Consider the following 22,329-nt stretch of genomic DNA (forward strand, 5'->3'; position numbering starts at 1 on the left):
CATTGCATCGGCAGACCGGTCAGTCCAAGAAAATAAACTCGTTGGACGCCAGCATGGCATGTGCCAGTTGCGCCCATCGGTCGGTGGTCACTGATGTGGCAGGTTCGGCTGGCGTTTCAGTCGTGTCGTCATCGGCCGCGTCGTCAACGGCTAGGGGACGCGTGACAAAGGCGATCGCTAAATCGCGTTCTGCGTTGTCGGGCTGACGCAAATAAATCCGCTGGTACAACCAATCGACTCGGTCACTATCCGTTGCGGCTGCGTCGACGGCCAGCTTGGCCACCGCAGCAGCCCGGTCCTGAATGAAGGCGGAATTCAGAGCGTACAGCGTTTGCTGGGGCACCGTGGTATCAGGGCGTTTGACCGTGCACGACGTCGGGTCCGCGCCATCAAACGTGCTGGACAAACTGGAAATGATGTCGCGATTGATGAACGCATACACGCTGCGGCGAGGCACCACCGGATCGGTTTCCAGATCGAACGGTCGCCCCCCAATAGTCGTCGTGTCCAGTTCGCCCGATACGGCCAACAACGCATCCCGCATCGATTCCATTTCCAAACGTTTCCTCGGCATCCGCCACAACAAACGGTTCTCAGGATCGCGGCGGCGAGCTTCGGGATCCTCGACGGACGCCTGCTGGTAGACGCCGGACAGCATGATCCGGCGGTGCATCTTTTTGATCGACCAACCGTCTTCGGCAAACACCGTGGCCAAGTGATCCAACAACTGCGGATGTGTAGGCGGCGTGCCGCGGGTCCCCAGATCATCGGGCGTACGGACCAGCCCCAAACCGAAATGGTGCCGCCAAATCCAGTTCACGATCACACGCCGAGTCAGCGGGTTTTGTGGATCGATGATCGCTTCGGCCAGACCGCGGCGGCGCTGTCCATCGGCAAAGGGCGTCGTGCTGTACGGAGCCACAGCCGTCAGGAACCTCGCGGCGACCGGCTCGCCACGGCTGAGCGGATTGCCGCGAAGGAACACGCGGGTTTCGGGCGGCGTCTCGGATTCGGCCAGCACCATACCGCGCGGCGGCGAACCGGGCGAGTTCAGGTGCAAGTCATGAATTGTGCCACGCTTGCCCGACAGTTTATCCGACACCGTGCGGTTGAGCAGTTTGGCGGCGACTTCGTCCGGCACATCGGTCGGGGTGCCGGTTTCGTATAGGTGCCGCCGCAGCTGTTGATTGATCGCGCTATTAATTTCGGTGTGTCGTGGATCTTCGTCCGTGATGATGTCCACGGCCGGCGTCGCTTCCAATGACGCTTCATGCAAAGCCGTCAACCAGCCGAGGTGCACGTCGGAAAAAAGTTTGCCGTAGGCTTCGGACAATTCGATCAGCGATGCCGGCTTGGCTTCCTCCAGCGTACTGAGGACTCGCGGATTCCATTTTGGCGCCTCCACGCTCATGTTGTGCACATCTTTCAACTTCGCCGGATCGCCGTTCTCCGCTTTCAACGTCTGTACCAATTGTTCGCACGCGGCTTGGAATTGTTCCGCAGGGGTATCCTGCAGACGGACCCAAGCAAAGAACACCGGATCCTGTTCGCTGAGCGAACTCAAATAGAGACGCCAACGATGCAGGACCACCGGACGCACGTCGTCGGTGCGGTACGACAAAAACGCTGCCGAAAGGTCCTGTTCGGGCACGCCCTTGGCCAAATCGGTTAAGTACAAACCGACTTGGCTACGCAACCGGTTTCGCATCACTTCCATCTGATCGCGAGCCATATCGCGATAGATGGTTTGTCGTTTTTCCAGTTGACGTTGGTAGTCACGCAGTGGGGCGGTCGGCGATGGGTCGCCCAGCACCGGCAAATCGTCGGGCGAATCACTGCTGGCCAGCGTCGCGTACAAGGCGTAGTAATCAGTGGTGGGAATCTCGTCGAATTTGTGATCGTGACAACGGGCGCAAGCGACCGTCATTCCCATCAGACCACGCGTGACCACGTCGATTTGGTCGTCGATCAAATCATGCACGCTGCGAAACTGCATGCCGACCGTTAGGAAGCCCAGCGCCGCCAGGGCCGGATCGTTAGCAGGCAGGTCGAGTTGGTCGGCGGCCAGTTGTTGCAGGACAAATTCGTCGTAGGGCAGGTCTTCGTTCAGAGCGCCGATCACATAGTCACGATAGGTGTACGAAAACGGAAACCGCGTAAAACCGATGGCCGAGCCGCCATGGGTGTCGGCATAGCGAGCGATATCCAACCAGTGACGGCCCCAGCGTTCGCCATAACGAGGCGAGTCGAGTAGTCGATCGATCACTTTGGCGAAGGCATCATTGTCGGGGGCCGCGTCGTTGACGAACGCTTCGACCTCGGCGGGCGAAGGAGGCAGCCCGATCAAGTCGAAACTTGCTCGCCGAATCAGCCGCCGGCGATCGAGTCGCGGGGCAAGCGTCAGTCCGTTCTTCTCCAACGCTGCGACCACGAAGCGATCGATATCGGTGGACGCAGCGCCGATTGGCGTGGGGACATCGGGACTGCGAATCGGTTGATAGGACCAATGCCCCTCGAACTTCGCGCCTTCGTCGATCCAGCGACGCAGGATATCGATCTCCTTTGACGTGGGCCGCTTTTGCATTTCCGGGGGCGGCATCCGCATGTCCGGATCCTCGGTCGTCAACCGCAGAATCATCTCGCTGGCATCGGGATCGCCCGGCACGATCGCGGCCGCCGTACTATCGTCGGCGATGTCCAGCCGCAAATCGGCTTCGCGATGTTGTTCGTCTGGGCCGTGGCACTGCACACAGTACTCCGCCAAGATCGGTCGCACGTCGCCGCTGAAACTGATCTCCTTCGCCGTGGCCTGCAATCCGTAGAAGGCGGCCGCCAAGCACAGCGGAATCGCACCCCGGATCGCCGTGTGGCTGATAGGAACTCGGCAAGTTGTCATCGATTGCCTCATCTTCTTCCAATGCGATAAACGTTGTGTTTGCAATTTTTTTTCGGTGATTTAACCGTAGCCTAGGCTTCCAGCCTGGGTTCAATAGGCTCCTAGGCTGTCATCCTACGGCTGGCTGATCGCTCGCTCCAAAAGGTTGCGGGTGATTTGCTGGACCCGTTCGTCCGGGCCGTGAGGGCGACTGCCATGAGACCACGGTAGCGTATGCCCCGGAGGCATGCTCAAGCCCTGCGACCAAAAAATCGTGGCGGCGTTGAATACATAATTGCCCTTGGGGCCGGGATAGATGGTGGCGGTCCAAGGAGCCGGATTGGTGCCGCCCTGCCAAGCGGTGCCTTGGGCAAGGACCTCCAATCCCGGCAGGTCCGTGGGCGGATCGCCATGGAATTCCCAGCCGATCAAACCGGGCACGCGGTCGCCCTGTTTCATTCCGGTGCCGGCAAACACCCAGTGATCGGGTTTGCTGCAGATCCAGTCACCGCCGCCGTTGACCGGACGCAGATTGCGAGCGCCCATCAGGTACCCTTCGTCGGGTCCGCGATGGGGGAAGGGACCGTTCGTTTTTTCGCGTAGAGCAGCCCATTGGTAATCGCCGCCGTAGGGTCCTCCGCGGAACATGATGCGGTTCGGTTTTCCACCGCTGTTTGGTTGCAGCGGAGTCACCCAGCACACCGAATTGCCTGATAGGAACAGCAGGTTTACGCCCGCATCGCGCATCGCAACCACGCTTTCATATTGGCGAATGTCCCAGTATTCGTCATGGCCGACACTCAGAAAGGCCCTGCACTCCAGCCCGCGATCAGGCGTCAGCATGTCGCTGTTGGAGCAGTAGCTGACGTCGTAGCCCTGCTTTTCCAGCCAGTACGCCAACGGGAACTCATACGTCAGATAACCGCCGCTGCCCACCGACAAGGGATCGTTCACGACGCTCGTGTACTGGGCTTCGCGACCATAGGGACGATCGAAACTGACGTCCGCCCAGGGGCCTTGTACGCCTTTAGGATGCGTATAAAGCGACGACTTGTAAGGCCAGCCGTTGTAGGCCTGCCAAGTATTATCGCTGCATTGAAACAGGATGTCGGCGGGCCGATCGTCGCGCACAATGAAGACCACATAACTTTGCCAGTAAGCTCGGTCGTCCTCGGGCACCAGCGTGGTCAAACGGCCAAGGTACACACCACTGAGCCAGTCTACGGGAATCGTCAGCTCGACCGAAGGCTGCCAGCGGCATTCGTGCAGCGTTCGCTCGTTAGGGGTCGGGACCGGTTGGGGGCTACCCTGAAACGGTCCCAGCGTCGTCATCAATCTCGCACCGCGGCCATCGTAATAACCCGTGCGGAAGATCTCGATCTGGAACTTTTCGGCGGGCTCCGTCGATACCATGAACTCGATCGTATCGCCGCCCGCGACGCTCTGTTTAGAACAATAACCTTCGATCGCCGGCGAACGACAGCCATCGCTGCGATCCATTCGGACGCGGGTCAATTGCCAGTCGGTGGAACCCAGTTTTGCGTTTTCTTGTTGGATCCGATTTGGCTCTGGTGCCGGTGTTTGAGCAGCCAAGCGAGTCGAGTTTGCCACGCCAGACAAGACGAATACGGTGGTCAGCACGCCCCGAAACAATGGATGTGATTTCATGTTGGGTCTTACGAGAGAAACGTTGGAAATGATGGGAACGCGCATAGGCTTTTCGTCGCTACCTTCGCCAGAAGGTGGACAAGTACCAACCACGCTCTGGCGAGCGTAGTTACGATTGCCTTACGGCAACGGCATCCGCAGCACGCGATGGTGGTAGCTGTCGACAACGTATAACCAATCACCGCGAACGGTCACGCCGTGCGGCCGCTGGAGTTTGAACTCGCCTTTGCCCAGCACGGTGGTCAGTGTCTTGGCAACGGGATCGTATTTACGAATCGTGTGATTCATATCGTCGGCGATAAACACATTGCCATCGGGGGCAATCGCGAGATACTTGGGTTCCTTGAATTGAGCTTCCAGCGCCGGCCCGTCGGCATCGCCCGGCTTCCCCGTGCCGGCGACCGTTTCAATCACGCCCGAAGGACGAACGACTCGCAGGGCATTTCCGTTGCGTTCCACGATGTACAGGTTGCCGGCATCATCCATCGCCGCCGCACGAGGATCGACCAGGGGAGCCGCAGTGGCTTGCTGGCCATCTTTGGGGATGCCGCGTTGACCATTACCAGCCAAGGTCGTGATCTTGCCTGATTTCATATCGATGGCACGGATGCGGTGATTGCCCAGATCGGCCACCACGAGACGCGATTTATCGGGCGTCAGGGTGACGGCCATCACCACATTCATCTGGGCCTCGGCTGCTGGGCCACCGTCCCCAGAAAATCCCCGCTGACCGGTGCCGGCGAAGGTCGAAATTTTTCCACTGGCCGCATCGATCTGCCGCACCACGTGATTGAGGTGGTCGGACAACAGAATGTCGCCGCTGGGCAGAATCGCCAAGTTATGAATGGCGTCAAACGTGGCGTCCGTGGCCGGGCCGCCGTCGCCCTCGTAGCCTTTCTTTCCCGTTCCAGCGATCCGTTCCAGTTGGCCCTGATCATCAACGCGAAACACGCGGCCGCCGATGTACTCGGCGATCACCATCTTTCCCTGCGGATCAAATTCGACGCCGAAGGGGATGTTCAGTTTGTCGGTCGTCAGCGATTGCGGTGCCGGCGTGGGGGCACCGATCAATACGGTCACCTGCTCGGCTCGAACCAGCGAAGCCGGAAGGAAGACCGCTGTGAGGAGAACCGCGGCTAACGGTGACAATCGCCACGCAACAGAATTAATCAGAGAATGGTACATCGGGTGTAAATCTTTCAAGCTGGTGTGACCGGCATTCCGCCGTTTAGCACGGGAGTGTGAAACGATGTTTTCAAATGTCGCTACGGTTGTTGGGCCGGCGGGGTGCTGCTGACGGCATCACCGTGCCGTAGCGTCAGCAGGTACTCCACCAGATCGGCTAATTGTTGCGAGCTGAAATCTGCCACCAGTCCCTCTGGCATCAGAGAAACATTTTGAGCACGCTCGGATTCCACTTCGTCGGCGGCAAAGGTCACATGTTGACCGGTGGCGATGCCCATCGTGATCTGGCCATCTTGTCGATCGATCACGAGACCGCTCAGTACGCGACCATCTTCCAACAGGAAGGTGTGGGCGACGAAGTTGTAGTTGATCGCACCGCTGGGATACTGGATGTGATACAGAATTTCCGTCGGCCCATACTTCATGCCGATCGACGATAAGTCGGGGCCCACCAGCGTTCCTGAGCCGTCCACGTGATGGCAACGGGCACAGGCGGCGACTTGGTGGGTGGCGAACCATTGCCGTCCGCGATCAGGATCGCCTTGCAGGGCCAGCACCGTTTGGACATCGTGGATTTTCTTGCCGCCCTCCAACACTTTGTGCGGTAACGCCTCTTCAGCCAGTTGCCGGATCCGGCGATCGGCATGGTTGTGCAACAGGAAAGAAAGTTCACCGTTCAGATCTCTAGGAAAAGATCCCTCGCGATAGACTGGCAAGATCCGCTGGACACCCTTGATCGATGCGGTTAACAACTGCAGTGCACGGCGTCGCACATCCAGCGGCATGTCGTTGCTGGTGAGGACGTCCACCAGCAAGTCATCGGCGGCCGCGCCGCCCAACTGAGTGTTCGCGTCCAGGGCGGCCAATGCGATCGGTCCGCCGCTGGACTGATTCCGAGCCACGTCGATCCACTGTCTGATGGCTGCTTGAGCGGGCTGGTGCTGTAAGTCGCCCAACGCGGCCACCGCAGCGGCACGCACGGGAACGTCGACCGTGTCGGCGTGAGCCAACTTCAACAGTGACGGACCGAACTTGGTCAGTCCGCCGCGAGCGATCGCGGTTATTGCGTCCTGCTGCAACGCGGGATCTTGCAAAGCCGCGGCGAACAAATCTTTTAGCGAAGCGGTGTCGGCCAATTCCTGCCAGGGACCATCCAACCGGCGGCCTAATCGTTTCAAGATTTCACGCCGGCCGGATACGTCAACAGCGCCAGCCGAGTAACGCTCGATCAGCAGTTGTCCGGCACGACTGTCGTCCAATTCAGATAACGCGATCGTGGCGGCTTGTTCGACCGACGGTGAATCGTTGGCTGCCAAAATCTTCGTCATCGCGGGCAGCGACTCGTGACGCTGCAGGGCCCACGCCAACCCGATCACCTGGCCGGCGGAATTCGATGGCGGCAGCGTGTCGTCCGGACGTAGGAAAGCGTCGTTGGTGCCGATCGGATAGTACGGCGGCACGGCGATCGGGTGGTTGTCCCAACCAGCATCGATCGCTCGTTCGGCCAAGCGGTCGAACAACTCGTTCAGGTCAGCTGTGGAGCGGTCGACCAACGCGGCTCGCACGGCTTCCAGATAATACCGGTCGCGGCCATCCCAACGGTCGGCTAGTTCTAGCAACGCATCGCCCAGCTCTTCGCTAGGGACATTGCGCAGCGCCATTAGTAACGCTCGACGCACCCCGGCATCAGGATCGTTCGTCAATGGCAACAGTTGATCCAGGTAAGTCATGGCCGGTGACACCAGATCCGTTCCCTCGGGCGAGGCCACCAACCATTCACGCTGTGTATCGCGGGCCAGCAGTTGCACAGCCGTCTCGCGGATTCGCGGATCCGGATCGCTCAACGCGGCCAGCACGTCTTCGCGCTCGGTGCCGGGCAGGGCGTCCAGTACATGCAGCACTCGGGCACGGACGTGCGCTGGGGCCTGACGAAACAACGTCAGCAACTGCGGCCGCACGGTCGCGCCTTCAGTCACCAAACGATCGCGAGCTGCCAGCCGGGTGACTGTGTTGGGCGACTGCAGATCGGCCAGCAGCCCCGCCACGGAATCGGCGGTATCGCCCAGCGCGGGACGCTTGCTGGTTGACTCAGTCGGCTGTGCGCTCAGCCGGTAGATGCGGCCTGTGGTTTGATCGGAAAAACGATTGCCGCCCACGCCGGCGTCGTACCAGTCGCAAACAAACACCGAGCCGTCCGGTGCCACGGCCACGTCGACCGGACGGAACCAGTCGTCTTCGCCCTTCAGCACAACTTCGTAATCGGTTCGGAAGCCAGCCCCGTGGCGATGCAGCGGGTGAGCGTTCACCTGCCGGGTTCCCGAATCGATCTGCAGCACGGCGCCGAAATAGCGTTCGGGTAAATGTTGTCCTTCGTAGACAGTCAATCCGCCCGGTGCACCGTTGCCGGTCCCGACCAATTTCGGAATGATGCCAGGTAATTCTTCGGCCCAGTGCCGATTCGATTTGGGATGTTGGTAACCGTAGTTTCCGCCATCAATCACCCAGTACATTCGCGAGCCACGATTACCGTCGTCGTCATTGTCGGATCCAAATACGTTTCCGAACGAGTCGACGGCCGCTTCGTAATTATTGCGATGTCCTGAAGTCAACACTTCTAGCTGGGTGCCGTCGCGATTGACACGCAGCGTGGTGCCGAAATTGTTGCTGGACAATCGCCGGCCGGAACGATCCGTCACGTCAAACGTTGGCTCGCGAGCCTGCACGCGATCGGCTCCGTAACGGGCGTCACCGACGGTAAAGTACAGCTTGCCATCGGGGCCAAAGGTCATGCCGTGCAAACCATGGTCGCTGTCGACGCCGCGAAAACCGCTCAGCAATGCGTAACGCCGATCGGCCCGGTCGTCGCCATCGGTATCTTCCAATACCAGCAGATCGGGCGAGTGGCCGATGTACACGCGTGTGCCGGTTTGTCGGCCATCGGCCCAGATTTCCTCCACGGCTAGGCCCAGTGGGACCGGAAACAGATCGTCGGCGAAAACGGTCACCGAATCAGCTCGGCCATCACCGTTGGTATCACTGAGGATTTTTATGCGGTCGGCACCGTCAACGCGTTTAAGCTGATCGAATTCCCGCTGCTGCATGCGATAATTCAAACCTTCCGAAACCCACACCCGTCCACGCGAATCGATATCCATCGAGGTGGGATTGTTGACCAACGGTTCGCTGGCCCACAACGACACCTCCAGCCCAGCGGCGGGTTGCAAAGATTTCAGGGAGTCGCCCGGCGACTGTTGGGCGTGCGATGACTGGCCCGGTAGCACCACGGCAAACGCGATCGCCAAGTAAACACAACCGGCCGAAAGCCGATCGGCGTGAGCAGGAATAGTTACAAGTCGGTTTATCAATTCAGGTCGCCTTAGTGCTTTGTCAATTGTGATTGTTGGGTAGTGGATCTTACTAAAGATCCTTCCACACCCAGGCAACAAGTTCGACTGTCCCATTTTTACGTTTTCCCTGCATTTGTGAGCCGACGGCGCTAGCCGCGGGCCTGCTTTTGCTAACGTTTTACCGAGCGTCAGCCCGACGCTAGCGCGTTCGGCTCACAAAATGGGACAGTCGAACAAGGAGCTTTAGCAAGCTCCACTACATTAGAACCCCCGAGTTTCATACTAGACGAAGCCCTACGCAAACAATTTCGCGATCGGGGTTCCCTGGTCGGTCACGGGAACTGGGCGGTCGCCCGCGTACAGGTACTTGCTGTAGTCGACGCCGACGCAACCGCAGATAGTGGCAAAGAAGTCGGGCACACTGACCGGATCGGCGACGATCTTCTTGGACAATTCGTCGGTTTCGCCAAACGCCCCGCAGTGGGCCAAGCCACCGCCGGCCAGCACACAGCAGAACGCCGAACCCTGATGGCCGCGTCCACCACCGCTGTCGAATTCTGGCGGACGGCCGAATTCGCTAGTGATCACGATCAAGGTTTTGTCCAACAATTTCTTGTCCTGGAGGTCCGCGATCAGGGTCGCAACGGCGGTGTCCAATTCTTCGATCAACTTGTGTTGGTTGACGATGCCGCTGTTGTGGACGTCCCAACCCGAGCCGTTTAAGAAATTCAGGTTGTGGCTGACTTCGATAAATCGCACGCCGCGCTGGATCAGACGTCGACTGAGCAGGCAGCGTTGTCCAAACTCTCCACCGTAGCGATTGCGTAGATCGTCCGGCTCGCCGTCGAGGTTGAAGACGCTACTGAACTCGGGACCGCTCAGCTTCATGCTCTGCTCAATCGCGGCTTCGTAGTCAATCAATTCGGTCACCGCAGTGGAGCCGGCGTTTTTGCGTAAGTCCGCGAGGAATTGTTCGCGTCGGCTCTGACGCTGCGGCGTAATGATGTCGGGGCGAGACAACCCGGCGGGGCCGCGACCGGTTTCAGTCAGGTACAGGTATCCGTATTTAGATCCCAGAAATCCCGGGCCGCGCGTTACATTCGGATAACCGATCAGCACGTACGGCGGCGCGTCGTCGCTGGCCGCTCCGCGTTCGTGCGCGATCAACGATCCGAGCGAAGGATACGTCACCGTACCGCTGATCGCGCGGCCAGTATGCATGCGATTGGTGGCCGCCGCATGCTCGTCGATCACGCCGTGATTCACCGTCCGCACGGCGGTCACGCGGTCCATTACTTTGGCCATCGACGACAGATGCTGACAAACCTGCACTCCGTCCACGGCGGTGTCGATGGAATCGTAATACGAACCCGCTTTTTTGGATTTGGGGTCGCCTTTGACTTTGGGATCAAACGTATCGATCTGTCCCATCCCGCCGCCGAGCCAGATTGAGATCACATGTTCGGCTTTGCCTTGCAGCAGCGTTTGCGGCGTGCTGCCTCGAGCGATCGGCGCGACACTCAACGCGCCGGCGGCCGCCATACTGCTAGCCAAAAACTGTCGTCGGGTAGGATCTTGCATAACTCGTCTCAAATTCGTGGGATAACACGTGACGTAGCGGGATTTGTCAAGGTTTGTCGATTTTATCGAAATTCGAATTGCACTCGTGAGCCGAGGGCCGTGAGGCCCCGGGTAATGCGTCGGACCCGGCCGCTCACGCGACTCGGCTCACTAAATCAACAAACCGTTGACGAATTGCGCTACAGGATTACGGATTGGATTTCAGGGATTGGATCAAGGAACCCAAGCAAACTCGCGATGGTTCACTAGGCTCCAAACGACATCTTCGTAGACTTCACGCCACTCGGGCTGCAGTCGTGGATCGACAGCAGGGCCAAGCTGCACCCGGCGCTGCCATTCTTCCTGAATCTCATTGGCTTCGGGGACCAAATGGTTAGACCAAGTCGATTGCGGCAGCGGGGGAAGGACGGGTGGCCGTTGCACGCGATCTGCAGGGACCGTACGAGAACCAAAGCCACCGACTAAAGCTGGCAGCAGGTCCGCGCGTTCCTGTTCGCTGGGGTAACGCGCCAAGAAACGCAGGAACAGCGTATCTAACAACGCCTCGGGCGATGGGGCCTTCAGAGCCAATTCCGCCAAAGGGCTCTGGTCAGCCGCGCGAGTTAGCGACATCGACAGCGTACCGTTGGCCAGGATCCCCGGCTGCAACAGATTGGGATCGGTTTCACGCTCCGCGATCGGTTGCTGTCGGGTGCCGGTCCAACCAAACGCTTCCAACACGTCGGCGATCGGTTGAGCTCGCGGCAACGACAAACTGGGACGGTCCCGTTCGTTGTTGAGCCCAGCAAACATCCAGGCTCGCCGCGGGTCGCCCAAAGACTGCCGCGTGGTAATCGGTTCGGCCCCGTCGTGCACGAACGTCAACTCGCCCGTATCCATGCGGCGACCTGATGCAGCGAACAGCGAATCCACGATTTGTTCGCCCGCTAGACGCCGCGGATCCGGTGCGTTGAAGAAACGTTGCTCGGCGGCAGCCTGTTGATTGCGTCCGATCGCTTGGCGTTGGTAGGTTTGCGAAATCATGATCTGATGCAGCACATGCCGCAGGTCGTAATCGTGCGAAATCAATTGGTCGGCCAACCATTGCAGCAGTTCCGGATGGCTGGGCGACTTGCCCTCCCAATCGTTCACCGGTTGAACCAAACCAGCGCCCAGCAAACGGTTCCACAAATGATTGACGACCACCTGGGCGAAGCGATCGTTTTCGGGCGAGGTGACCAATGCCGCTAAACGTTCGCGTGAATCCTTGGGGTCGCGCATCAGAGCGTCGATATTTTTCCCATCCTCGACGCCCGTGAACGATGCGAACGGCCACTTGGGCTGGACCTGCACGTCCGGTTTTAGCGTCACCCGGATCAATGACTCGCGTCCGATGCCTTCAAAGAATGCATCCGGCACGCGACTGGTCTTGGGCGGCGCCAGCGATTTGCGGTTCAACATCGCTGCCAGCGAATACAGGTCTTCCTGCGTCGTGCTGTGATAGGGCGAATCGTGACAACGGGCACATTGCAATTCGATGCCTAGGAAGGCCGAAGCGACGATGTGTCCCTTGGCCGCCATCGGCGAATCGTTCTCGCCAGCCATCGCAAAACCGGCACTACCGCCTTCGTGAGGGCTGCCACGCATCAGCAACAATTCCGTCACCATGCGGTCCAGCGGTTTGCCGTCCCGCAGCGATTCGTACAAGAACCATCGAAAGGGCCCGGTCGAGTTGAGCGATTGATTTAGGAGAGTAGGGTTTTCGGCCAACAAGTCCATCCAGAAACTGACCCAGTGGTCCGCATACCGCTGGTCCTGCAACAAACGCTCAACCAATTTGCTGCGTTTGTCCAGATCTTTGCTGGCCAAGAATTCGCGTGCTTCATCGGCACTTGGACCGACGCCCACGGTGTCCAAGTAAGCTCGGCGGAGGAACGCGGCATCGTTTACCAACGGCGATTGAGCTACGGCGGCCGGATTGATTGGCGGATTGGGCCACACGGCGCCGTCGGCGACCCACTGCTCTAGCGTAGCGATCTGCTGATCGCTCAGACCTTCGTCGGTGGGCGGCATGTCATGATCGCGAATCCGAACGATCATTTCGCTGGCGTCGGGATCCCCCGGCACAACGGCCGGCATTTCCGACTCGCCCATCGCCAGTGCGTGCTCGCGGGAATTCAGCCGCAGGCCACCCTGTTCCTTTTCACCATGGCAGCGGAAACACTGATCGCGCAGGATCGGCAAAACGTTCTCGTTGAAGTGTGCGGCGGTCGCCTCGTCGGTGTTGGCCGCTTGGCTGATCGCCTGCGAAATCTTGGCGGCCACAAAGCGATCGATGGGATGCGAACCGGAATCGATGCCGGCTGTTTCCTCAGGCGTAACGGTTTTTCTGGCCAGTTCGTGTCGTTGCTGCCAGAAGGCGTCTTGCGATGCGGCGGCCGTGCGACGTGTCTCGTCTTCGAATGCCACCAAATCGGATTCAAATTTTCGTAGCACCGGTTCGACCGACGCGTCGGACAGCATCAACGGACTCGACGCGTCGGGCTGCAGCACAAACAGCGACCCTTCGCTATTGGGCTGGATCGCCACACAGACTTCGCCGGATTCCGTCCGGTCGCCATTGCCGCCCACCATGACTTCCAAGACCACGCGTACTGTTCGCGGCCCGTCTTGTTCGGGTGCTACGTCTTTTTCGGGCGTTGGGATTTCAAACGACGTGAATGCTTCCTGTTGCGGGAACGGCAGCAATCGGGCGCCGGGCACCAACGGATCGGGAATCGGCACCACGGGTTCGAGATTGCCGCCGCGGCTGCGCACCGTTTTGGTGTCAGCTACCAATTCGCCGTCGACCCACAATCGGCTGAGCGAGCGGACGCGGACGAGGAAGCGATGGTCGCCCGCGGGCAGTTCAATATCGCCAGCGATCCGCAACAGCAACGGGGCCTTCCAGCTAGAACGGATGCCCCAGTCGTCGTAACGCACCGGGATTCGCGACAGCAGGAACGCGTCGCCCAGCCAGCGAGTCGATTCGGCTGGCCATGACTCGCTCTCGAACAACCAGCGGTTGGCGGCGGGCATGTTTTCGGACAGCTGAAACAGCACACGACCAGCGGGGATCTGACCTAGGTCGGGCATGACCTCCGGTGCCATGCGGACGACACGCTCATCGCCGACGCGATTGAATCGAGCGGCCAGGGTTTCATCGCTGAGCACCGTGCGGTGGATGGCAACGGCATCCAACATGCCGGCAAACCTTTCGCCGATACGGACTTCATCGTCGTCGACCACTGGCGTCTCGACGGTCGGGCCGCCCATGTCCCAGCGGCCATCGGTCGGTTTACCATTGACCCAACCGCGGATCGATTTCGGTTCGCCAAAGCGGTACGTGATCGCCACATGATGCCAACCCGTGTTCACTGGAAAGCCCAGCTTGGAGGTCCAGCGGTGCCAGTGCTTGTCGCCAGTGGAAGGCTTGGTCGCGAATAGAAAGTTCACCTTAGCTTCGCCCTGGCCGCCCACGATTCGCAAGGCCCAGTTCTGATTGTCGCGTGCAAACCCAGGCGCATTGGTGCGTCCCTTGCCGATGATGTACCGCGGCTCGCCGTCGCGGATATCCGTCGGACTCACCCAGGCTTCGAGGGTAATGGGATCGCCGTTCTTAAAATCAAATTCGCTGTCCGCCCCGGAATCAGGAATCGACAAGTAGTCGCCGGCATCCACGCGCACTGCTGTGTTGTCGGAAGACATTTCGGGAAACTCAGGCGGCCGCGGACCGGCTTGATCGCGTGCCACGTTGCCATGCACCGTTAAAGGCATGGTTTCCTCGCTGCTGAAGTCCCAGAGAACGGCCGATTCGGCTGCAGCCGTGGACGTGAACGAAACAAGTAGACCCAATAGGGCGAGGCAAGTGGGACGCATTTCAAAACTCGACGTCGTACAGCGGGCGGGTGGGATGGTGGGGGAGTTGGGGGTGAGACCAGTGCGTGACGAATCATTCGAACCGGTCTCGACTCGTCGCGAATCCCAAGGCGGAGGGGGGGCAATCAGGCTTGCGAGGTGGGGCGTCAGGGGAGTGCTTGGAGGTGAGCATCTGATTCTACACGATCGAAGCCGCACTTTCACCCATTATGTCGCACCAATGGGCCGATTCCAGACTACGGGGGTCACGAAGACACCGGCGGCGGGAACGATGTCCAAGTCTAAAAAAGGGCGGCGAGGCAAGTGGACGCTTGGTTTTGCCCTGTTAGTTCCTACTGATCGTGGAAGCATTGCCTCAACAGTGCGTCGCTAGTCGCAAGTGGTGGAGCAGCCGGGCAGCGGTCACACCGGCGAGTAGCGAGCACCGCAGGAACTGCATTTTGTCAAGAAATCAACAGCCAATTCATCGATCCGCATTCGATTTTCTGACTCTCGGCGAAGTCTTTCTTGCCAGCGGCATGCGTGTTCGGAAACATCCGTTCCAAGAAGACCAATCAAACGTGTGGTCGATGTACCACAAATGCATTAATCGGAGGTGGAGGTGACCGGTGAACTGAACGCACTTGCTTCGGTCGATAAAACTTTCGGTCACGACGCCAATATATTGGAATTGCCTTCATCGACCTTGCCTTTGCAGACCGCTCGTCTGAACTCGCTCCGGCGTCGGCCACCGGTGCAAGGCAAGTTTTGACATCAAGAACAGGCAAGAAGGAGTCCGCGTGCTTTTTCTTCGCCCAAGCTGGTTTTCCGATCGATGACCTAATGGCTACCGTCGAAATGCGGGACCGTTCCCCGCTTTTGTCTCATTCGTGTTACATATGAGTTCGATCCGTGGCGATTGGGCCGGAAAAGAGTCCTGACACTTTTGACCCTCCCCTGACACCTTTGATCCTCCTGCACAACATAACAATATGAACTCCAATCAACGGATTGCATAATTGGCGTGCGTTCAACCTTGGGAGGAAACAAAGGATGAACCAAATAGGAAAGCGCCACGGACTCATGAATCAGTGATTTCTGTTGAAGGAGACTGGACCTTCTGGTTGGTGATATACGTTACTGGCAGCACGGCCAACGACAAAAGAAACACCATCATATCGAGTCCGGATTTGGCGACCTCGGCGAAACCCTCCTCATTCGCGGCTGGTAGTGCAGAGGGAGGATCTATCACTAGGCAGAGAAAAAAGTATCCACCAACGATTAGGTGGACAAACCCCGTCACCGCGAACGCAGCAAATGCAGCGTGCGTGTCAATCATTGATTCATCATCCTGGTTACCTTGACCCTGCTGCGGCAGGAACCAGAAACTGGCAAATGCCGTTAGCACCGGTAGGTTAATGTATATCGTTGACCAAGCCGAATTTCGTGCGTCAACCTTTACGTCGCTGTATTCTTGGAACGCCCCGAGTATTAAGAAAAAGAACACATAAGCCAATGCGATCAAAAGCCAAGTTGCAAACAAGTAGACACGGACCTGCTTTCTTGGCCAGCTATTCCCGATTTTATTCATTGCTCAGTGCACCACAAAAAGTAAGTTGTCAATGGTTATTGCAAGCTCCCGTCGTAGATCGCTAAACGCGTTTCGCAGATCTGTTGTTGAATGCAGTATGTTTCGCGACAGGTCATCGTCGATTTGAGCCTTGGGCACTACATTAAGATACGTTTGAGTTATCAATTTTTCATTTCGTTCCACATTAAGATTGATTGGCCTCTCGTCGTATCCTAGGTATTCCGAAACCCGCATGTTTTTCATTGTCTGGTACCTTCCTTGATGGCCAATTTCGATGCTCGCAGCGTATTTCCAACGTCCTCCGGTCTCGCGGACTCGTATCCGTCCTCGCCACCACTTAACTTTGTGGTCAGATGGCCATCGCCCAATCAATTGCCATTTTGAAACTAAATCTAGACGCTTTTTCGTCGCATCTGTTTGTGGGAGGAATTCAGGATCTGTCGATGTCGCTTGGCCAATCACTTTCAAGTTATGCTTAATCGAAGGTGGGGTCGTCGGAGTAAAAACGGAACTAAGTTCCTCTTCAATGCGACGAAGGTTCAGATCATCTCCGGTTCTCAGGTCGGGTCGCACGGCTGCGACTGTGATCGTTTTCGTTTTTTGCTCATGCCAAACTCCATGTTTCTCAATAATCTGTTCGATGGGAATATGCAACGAAGAGATCACCGCCGTCGTGGTTTCTTTGTCAGCCATTGAGTGAAAAACAAGTCGAATGTCATTTTCGTCCGTCATCTGCTCAGCGAAAACATTGAAGTTCACCTGTTGACTCTCGTCCCAGGGCGGGAGGGATTCTCCCCTGGGGGCGTAGAAGTTTGCGAGCTTTTCCAAATCGCCATCGACTTTCGACCACTCTGACTCAAGCATCATCTCATTCATTGCGCCGAAGCTATACCGCCTAGAAAAAAGGTTCGGATCAAAGTCCCTTGCTCTAACCACGGACGAAATCCGTTCAACTCGCGTCGCGGTACGCCTTTGATAGACGTCCCGAAACACTGATGTCGACTCTGGATTTGTAAGAGCGTGGTACATGCCAAACGTGCCGTCCGGCAAGGGCGATTTTCCAAAGCAAAACCATTTTGTGTTGCCAGCACTTGTATCGCGTGCCTTGAACATCCAGCAAGCAACATCCCTTGCAGGTCGAAAATGGTGATCTTCGACCGTGATCTCGCCCCACTCCTCAAGCACGTAATTGAGTCCGGACACTTTGCTCTGCCCATACCCGATTACGTCACCCGGCCCAACAAAGAAAGTTACGTCACCGCCATTGCGAGAGTAAACAAACGCTTGATGCGGGGTGTCTGAATCGCTCGCGACAAGTTTGCAAGCGAATAAGCACAAAAAGGCGAACGAAATTGCGTTGCGATGACTCACTGTTGCACCTTCTTGAATGTACACAAACCAGACCGGTTCTAAGTGTAGCATATGTTAGCGTCCGGGAGGACAAGCGGTTTTTTTGTTTTCTTCTGCGAGCGCGGCGGGCTTTGGTTTGGGCGGCCCGGGCTAGAGATTCCTGTTGGCGATAGCTGGCGTCTCCTCATGGCTGGGGATTGCAACCAGCTTTCGGCAAATCAAGGACGAGGCGACACGGCACACTTCGCGGGCGAGTTGATCACTAACCGTGAACACCTTCACGCCATCGATCGAAATTCGTAGCACCGGAGGTAAGCCGCCCTTGTTAAACCATTCCGCAAGATTGTTTGCGTGCTCGGTAGCATCATCGACCATGCCGAGTGCGAAGTCATCCATTATTGCGTTGAGTGATTCTGTTGGGTCTATGCAACGGACAATGCCAGAGCATGTGTTGTTCGGTCAACGGAAAATGTAGTCGCGTTTTGATCCATTCTCCTATTGCCTGATTGAACGATTTACAGGCTGCCACAAGTCCGGTGCCCGACGGCAAGCAGAAAATCGGTTCCCCTTAAAGGTCTCCCCCAATTTTCGGCTTTTGCGTCCAGCAAACCGATGGCAGCGCCAAGGTGTGGACGATCTCGCACGATGAAGTGCAATAGGATAAGTCGGAAGGTTTGCTTTCCCGTGAACTTATCTGATGGAATGGGCCCGATTAACGACTTGATCGCTCGGTTATACCCCCTTTTGCGATTGGTTGACCTTGACAGGCAACCGGACGACAAATTCACGGTGACGTTCGCTCACCAGTAAGGCGATCGGAAGATGAAAGCGTACCTTGATTCACGTAGCCGTGTTTTGCCAGCACGCGGACTGTCACAGTATTCCGCGTTCTGACAAAACGCGGCTACGATGACAATTCACCCCTCGCTGGCCTAACATGAGCTATCTCAAGGCGATTCAAACAGCCATTCTCATGAGCACGGTCGGGCCTTGGTACACTGATGGAAGATACGAGGAACAAGTAAGGCGCTTTACAAAATGGGCCCCAATCAGTGAGCACGAACGAGAATGATCCATTTCAGACCGAAATACAACGACCTGAGGCCAAGGCGGCTTCGTCGCAATTGATGCCTGGAACGATAGGCCGATATAAGTTGCTGCAAAAGATTGCGGAAGGAGGCATGGGGGCGGTATACATGGCCGAACAGCGTGATCCTGTTACGCGTCGCGTCGCCTTAAAGTTGATCAAGAGCGGCTCTGATTCTAAACAAGTCATTGCGAGATTTGAGGCCGAGCGTCAAGCTTTGGCCATGATGGATCATCCCAACATCGCTCGCATCTTTGACGCTGGTGCGACTCCCGAGGGTTTGCCATTCTTTGTGATGGAATTGGTAAAGGGGATTCCTCTAACAGAGTACTGTGATCGTCACCAACTTTCCGTAGAAGAAAGAATCAAGCTTTTTGTTCCGGTCTGTCGTGCGGTCCAGCATGCTCATACGAAAGGAATTATTCATCGTGATCTAAAGCCGTCAAACGTTTTGGTTGCCCGATATGACACAGTGCCGATTGCAAAGGTAATCGATTTTGGGCTTGCGAAAGCGACAAACAACCAGTCGATGCTGACTGACAAGACGATGTACACAAAATTTGGCCAAGTTGTGGGGACATTGCAGTACATGTCGCCAGAACAGGCCGAGATGAATCAATTGGATGTAGACACGAGGACGGATATCTATTCACTTGGAGTAATGCTCTACGAGCTGCTGACTGGCTCGCCGCCATTGGACCGCACAAGGCTAAGCGACAAAGCGTTACTCAAAATCTTGGAAATCATCCGCGACGAAGAACCACCCAAGCCCAGCACTCGGTTGAGTGAGTCTTCGGTTTCGATTGCGGAGCTGTCCGAACAACGACGAATCTCGCCAACACAGCTCCGCAAAGTTTTGCGTTCCGATCTCGATTGGATCGTTATGAAATCTTTGGAAAAAGACCGAGATCGTCGCTACAGCAACGCGAGCGACTTCGCAGATGAATTGACGCTTTACCTAAATGGTGAAGAAAGTACCGTTCGTCCGCCTAGCTTTGGATACCGACTTCGCAAGACAGCGCGTAAGCATCGCAAATCCTTAGCAGCTATCAGTATGGCGTTCGTTTTGTTGGCATCTGGACTTGTGGGGACGGGCGTCATGTGGCTGCGTGCTCTCGCGGAGTCTCAACGTGCAAATCAGGAGGCAGATGAGAAGGACTTGGCACGAAAAGATGAGTTACGAGCGAGATTGCAAGTCGAGGATCAAAGAGACCAGGTCTCATTGGCTCTCGATCGTGCAGTAAAGGCTCAGGACGAGGCCAATATTGCGTTCGCAAAATCAAGTGTATTGCTCGCTCAAGCTAGATGGAGTTCTAATCGAACCACCGAAGCGATGCACGTTCTGAATTCAGTTCCGCAGAGCCACCGAAACATCGAGTGGCACCTGACAAAAAGTCAGTTCGATGCGGATGGGGTTCATTGTGTCGGCCATACATCTGGCGTTGTCGACGTCGACATTAGCCCTGACGGGACTCGCGTCGCTTCTTGTGGAAACGACAAGACAATTCGAATATTTGATATCGAAAACGGAGAACAGCTCGGTGTGATTTCGGAACATCACGATGTCGTTACAGCGGTATCCTTTATAGACGGAAACCAACTTGTCTCCGCATCCAAAGACGGCTCTATCCGAATATGGGATGCATCAACGCTGCGGCAGACGAAGGTGTTATACGATTCGAGCATGGGCTATGACGAGTCGAATTTGGCCTTTGTTGACATGGATGTCAGTGGCAATCTAAAAACGGTCGCGGCCTTGGCTGCCGACGGGAGTATATTCGCGTGGTCAGATTTTTCCGGTAAGCCGTTGGTCAGAACAAAGAAAACAGAAGCATCTCAGATACGTATCTCCCCCGACGGCAATCGCATTTTCGCAATCAGCCGTAGTGGAAGATTTGACTTACCTGGTTCGTTATCATCATTGGAGGCTGGACGGGATGATGATTTTTTCTTAGGTGAACCCGGTCTTTTGGTTTTTGATCTAGTGGACAGTTCTTTCGAATTGCTCAAATGGGAGCAAGAAGATTTCCAACCAAAGACGCTCGACATATCGCCAAGCGGTGATTTTGTCGCAATCGGAGGATCCCATGTAAGCGAATTTGGGAACAACCGAAAGACTTCTCTCATCATCACTGGCAACATCGAGACAGGGAAAATGATCGAGCGAAAAGCGTTCTCCAATAACTCGAGCGAGGTCACGTCGATTCGTTTTACACCCGACGGGTTTGATCTCATCGTGGGGAATGCTGACGGAACCACAGAGATGTTGAACCCCTCCAGAAATAGCTTTGAAGGAGTCCTAAGTCGGCAAGACGGCCGCGTAAACGACCTGGCAATCGCCCCTGAAGGATTGACGTTTGTTGGATGCTCAGATAGCAACACGATTAAAATATCCGGAATCAATCTCGTGGCGGGTGTCGTCCCTGTTTGGCAAGGAACGGTTGGCAATTGCACGCTCAGCCTAGTCAACAATCAACTTGCGTTTAGTGCATTGGATGATTCACTGTTGCTCAACCTAGAAGATTACTCGCTAAAGACGTTTGACGTTGATTTGTCGGGGGTTGCTTCATGGAATCGACTGTCGCCAAGCGGAAAGCACTTAGCTTCTTGGAGTAACGGCGTACATGTCAATGAAACGGGGCTTTTGAACTGGCTTTCGCACATCAAGAGAAACGGGGCCCAGAAAAGTGAATTAGTCCTAGTCAACACAACATCCGATAAGGTCACAAAGCTGAAATTCAAATGCAGAATCTCAGACGCGAGATTTTCTCCCGATGAAAAACGGGTGCTTGTTGGCGATGTGAATGGTCGGATTTCACTTTGGAACGTGGCAGACAAAGAACTTCTTTTTTCCACCCCAGCCACTGATACCCCAATTTCTTGTGTGGCGTTTTCAAACTCAAACGATGTCGTTGCGGCCGGATCGGCTGACAATGCCATACTGTTAGCTCACAACCTTGACGACACTCCATCGAGACTCGAAGGTCATGCTGGAAGGATCACAAGCTTGTGCTTTGGAAAGGAACCCAAGGATCTTATCTCCGCCGACGACGTGGGGAATATTTTTTTGTGGGACACCGTCTCAAGACTGCCGGTCAAGAAGCTGATTGGGCACAACGGCGCCGTAACGTCCGTCGCAGTAACGAAGGATGGGACAAGGGTGATATCCAGTGGAATTGACCGAACGATCAGAGTGTGGGAACTGGCGACGGCGGCGGAGCTATTGACAATTCCATGTAAATACCCCGCTTTTGATGTTCATGTCAGTGAACAAGGCGACGGAATCATATGGCGTGAAGCCCTTGAATACTACGTATCGGTCGACTTGGGATTTTTGGGAGACTCGGGATTCGAAATCGGAATTGTACAATCACTGAACTTCAATGGATCGATTGATAAGCTGAAGACCGGGCAAGACCCGATGCTAGTCTCCCATGATTTCTTGCAGCATTACGATTTCTGGATGTATCATAAGGAGCAGCATCGGCAAGACAGCTTTTTGCTGGCGTTTCATTACGCCTGGATGATAGAAATGATCAGGGGGGACTCTAAGAAAGCCAAATTGTTTCAAACGTGGCAACGCGACGACGCGAAGAATATTCTGTTCGAGGATATCTTCCCTAGCCGCAGTTCCTCTTTGTTGAGCAGCGAATATGACGATCTCTGTGCCGAGTTTAGAAAGGCCGTTGAAGACCTTAACCAAAAAGACAACGTCGTACTTCCGCCAATTGTTGAGCGAGCAATGGAGCTAATCGACGAGACGAAATAG

At 56.2% G+C, this 22,329-nt stretch carries 10 protein-coding genes; 1 reads left to right on the top strand and 9 read right to left on the bottom strand.

Annotated elements, in window-relative coordinates:
- Positions 1-19: 19 nt before the first annotated feature.
- From SH528x_RS21305 to SH528x_RS21345, 9 genes are all read right to left on the bottom strand, one after another.
- Positions 20-2,896, bottom strand: coding sequence for a PSD1 and planctomycete cytochrome C domain-containing protein (locus SH528x_RS21305; protein ID WP_442505471.1), 2,877 nt, complete (start codon positions 2,894-2,896; stop codon positions 20-22).
- Between the two features lie 114 nt (positions 2,897-3,010).
- Positions 3,011-4,543: a N,N-dimethylformamidase beta subunit family domain-containing protein gene (locus SH528x_RS21310; RefSeq protein ID WP_442505472.1), complete on the bottom strand. Its 1,533-nt coding sequence runs from the start codon at positions 4,541-4,543 to the stop codon at positions 3,011-3,013.
- A gap of 120 nt (positions 4,544-4,663) precedes the next feature.
- Positions 4,664-5,728 carry a hypothetical protein gene (locus SH528x_RS21315; RefSeq protein WP_442505473.1) on the bottom strand — a complete coding sequence of 355 codons (1,065 nt, stop codon included), beginning with the start codon at positions 5,726-5,728 and terminating at the stop codon, positions 4,664-4,666.
- Between the two features lie 80 nt (positions 5,729-5,808).
- Positions 5,809-9,093, bottom strand: coding sequence for a PVC-type heme-binding CxxCH protein (locus SH528x_RS21320; RefSeq protein ID WP_442505474.1), 3,285 nt, complete (start codon positions 9,091-9,093; stop codon positions 5,809-5,811).
- 276 nt (positions 9,094-9,369) lie between these two features.
- Positions 9,370-10,656: a DUF1501 domain-containing protein gene (locus tag SH528x_RS21325; RefSeq protein ID WP_442505475.1), complete on the bottom strand. Its 1,287-nt coding sequence runs from the start codon at positions 10,654-10,656 to the stop codon at positions 9,370-9,372.
- 213 nt (positions 10,657-10,869) lie between these two features.
- Entirely contained in the window at positions 10,870-14,553 is a 3,684-nt protein-coding gene (locus SH528x_RS21330) for a DUF1553 domain-containing protein (RefSeq protein ID WP_442505476.1), read from the bottom strand.
- A 1,060-nt stretch (positions 14,554-15,613) separates the two neighbouring features.
- Positions 15,614-16,123: a hypothetical protein gene (locus tag SH528x_RS21335; protein WP_442505477.1), complete on the bottom strand. Its 510-nt coding sequence runs from the start codon at positions 16,121-16,123 to the stop codon at positions 15,614-15,616.
- A 3-nt stretch (positions 16,124-16,126) separates the two neighbouring features.
- Positions 16,127-17,326: a hypothetical protein gene (locus SH528x_RS21340; RefSeq protein WP_442505478.1), complete on the bottom strand. Its 1,200-nt coding sequence runs from the start codon at positions 17,324-17,326 to the stop codon at positions 16,127-16,129.
- 297 nt (positions 17,327-17,623) lie between these two features.
- On the bottom strand, positions 17,624-17,869 hold the full coding sequence (locus SH528x_RS21345) for a hypothetical protein (RefSeq protein WP_442505479.1): 246 nt from the start codon (positions 17,867-17,869) through the stop codon (positions 17,624-17,626).
- Positions 17,870-18,525: 656 nt separating this feature from the next.
- Here SH528x_RS21345 and SH528x_RS21350 point away from each other — a divergent pair.
- Complete coding sequence (locus SH528x_RS21350) at positions 18,526-22,329, top strand: protein kinase domain-containing protein (protein WP_442505480.1); 3,804 nt, start codon at positions 18,526-18,528, stop codon at positions 22,327-22,329.

Origin of the sequence: Novipirellula methanifontis, assembly GCF_052161655.1 — a bacterium.
Lineage (GTDB): Bacteria > Planctomycetota > Planctomycetia > Pirellulales > Pirellulaceae > Novipirellula.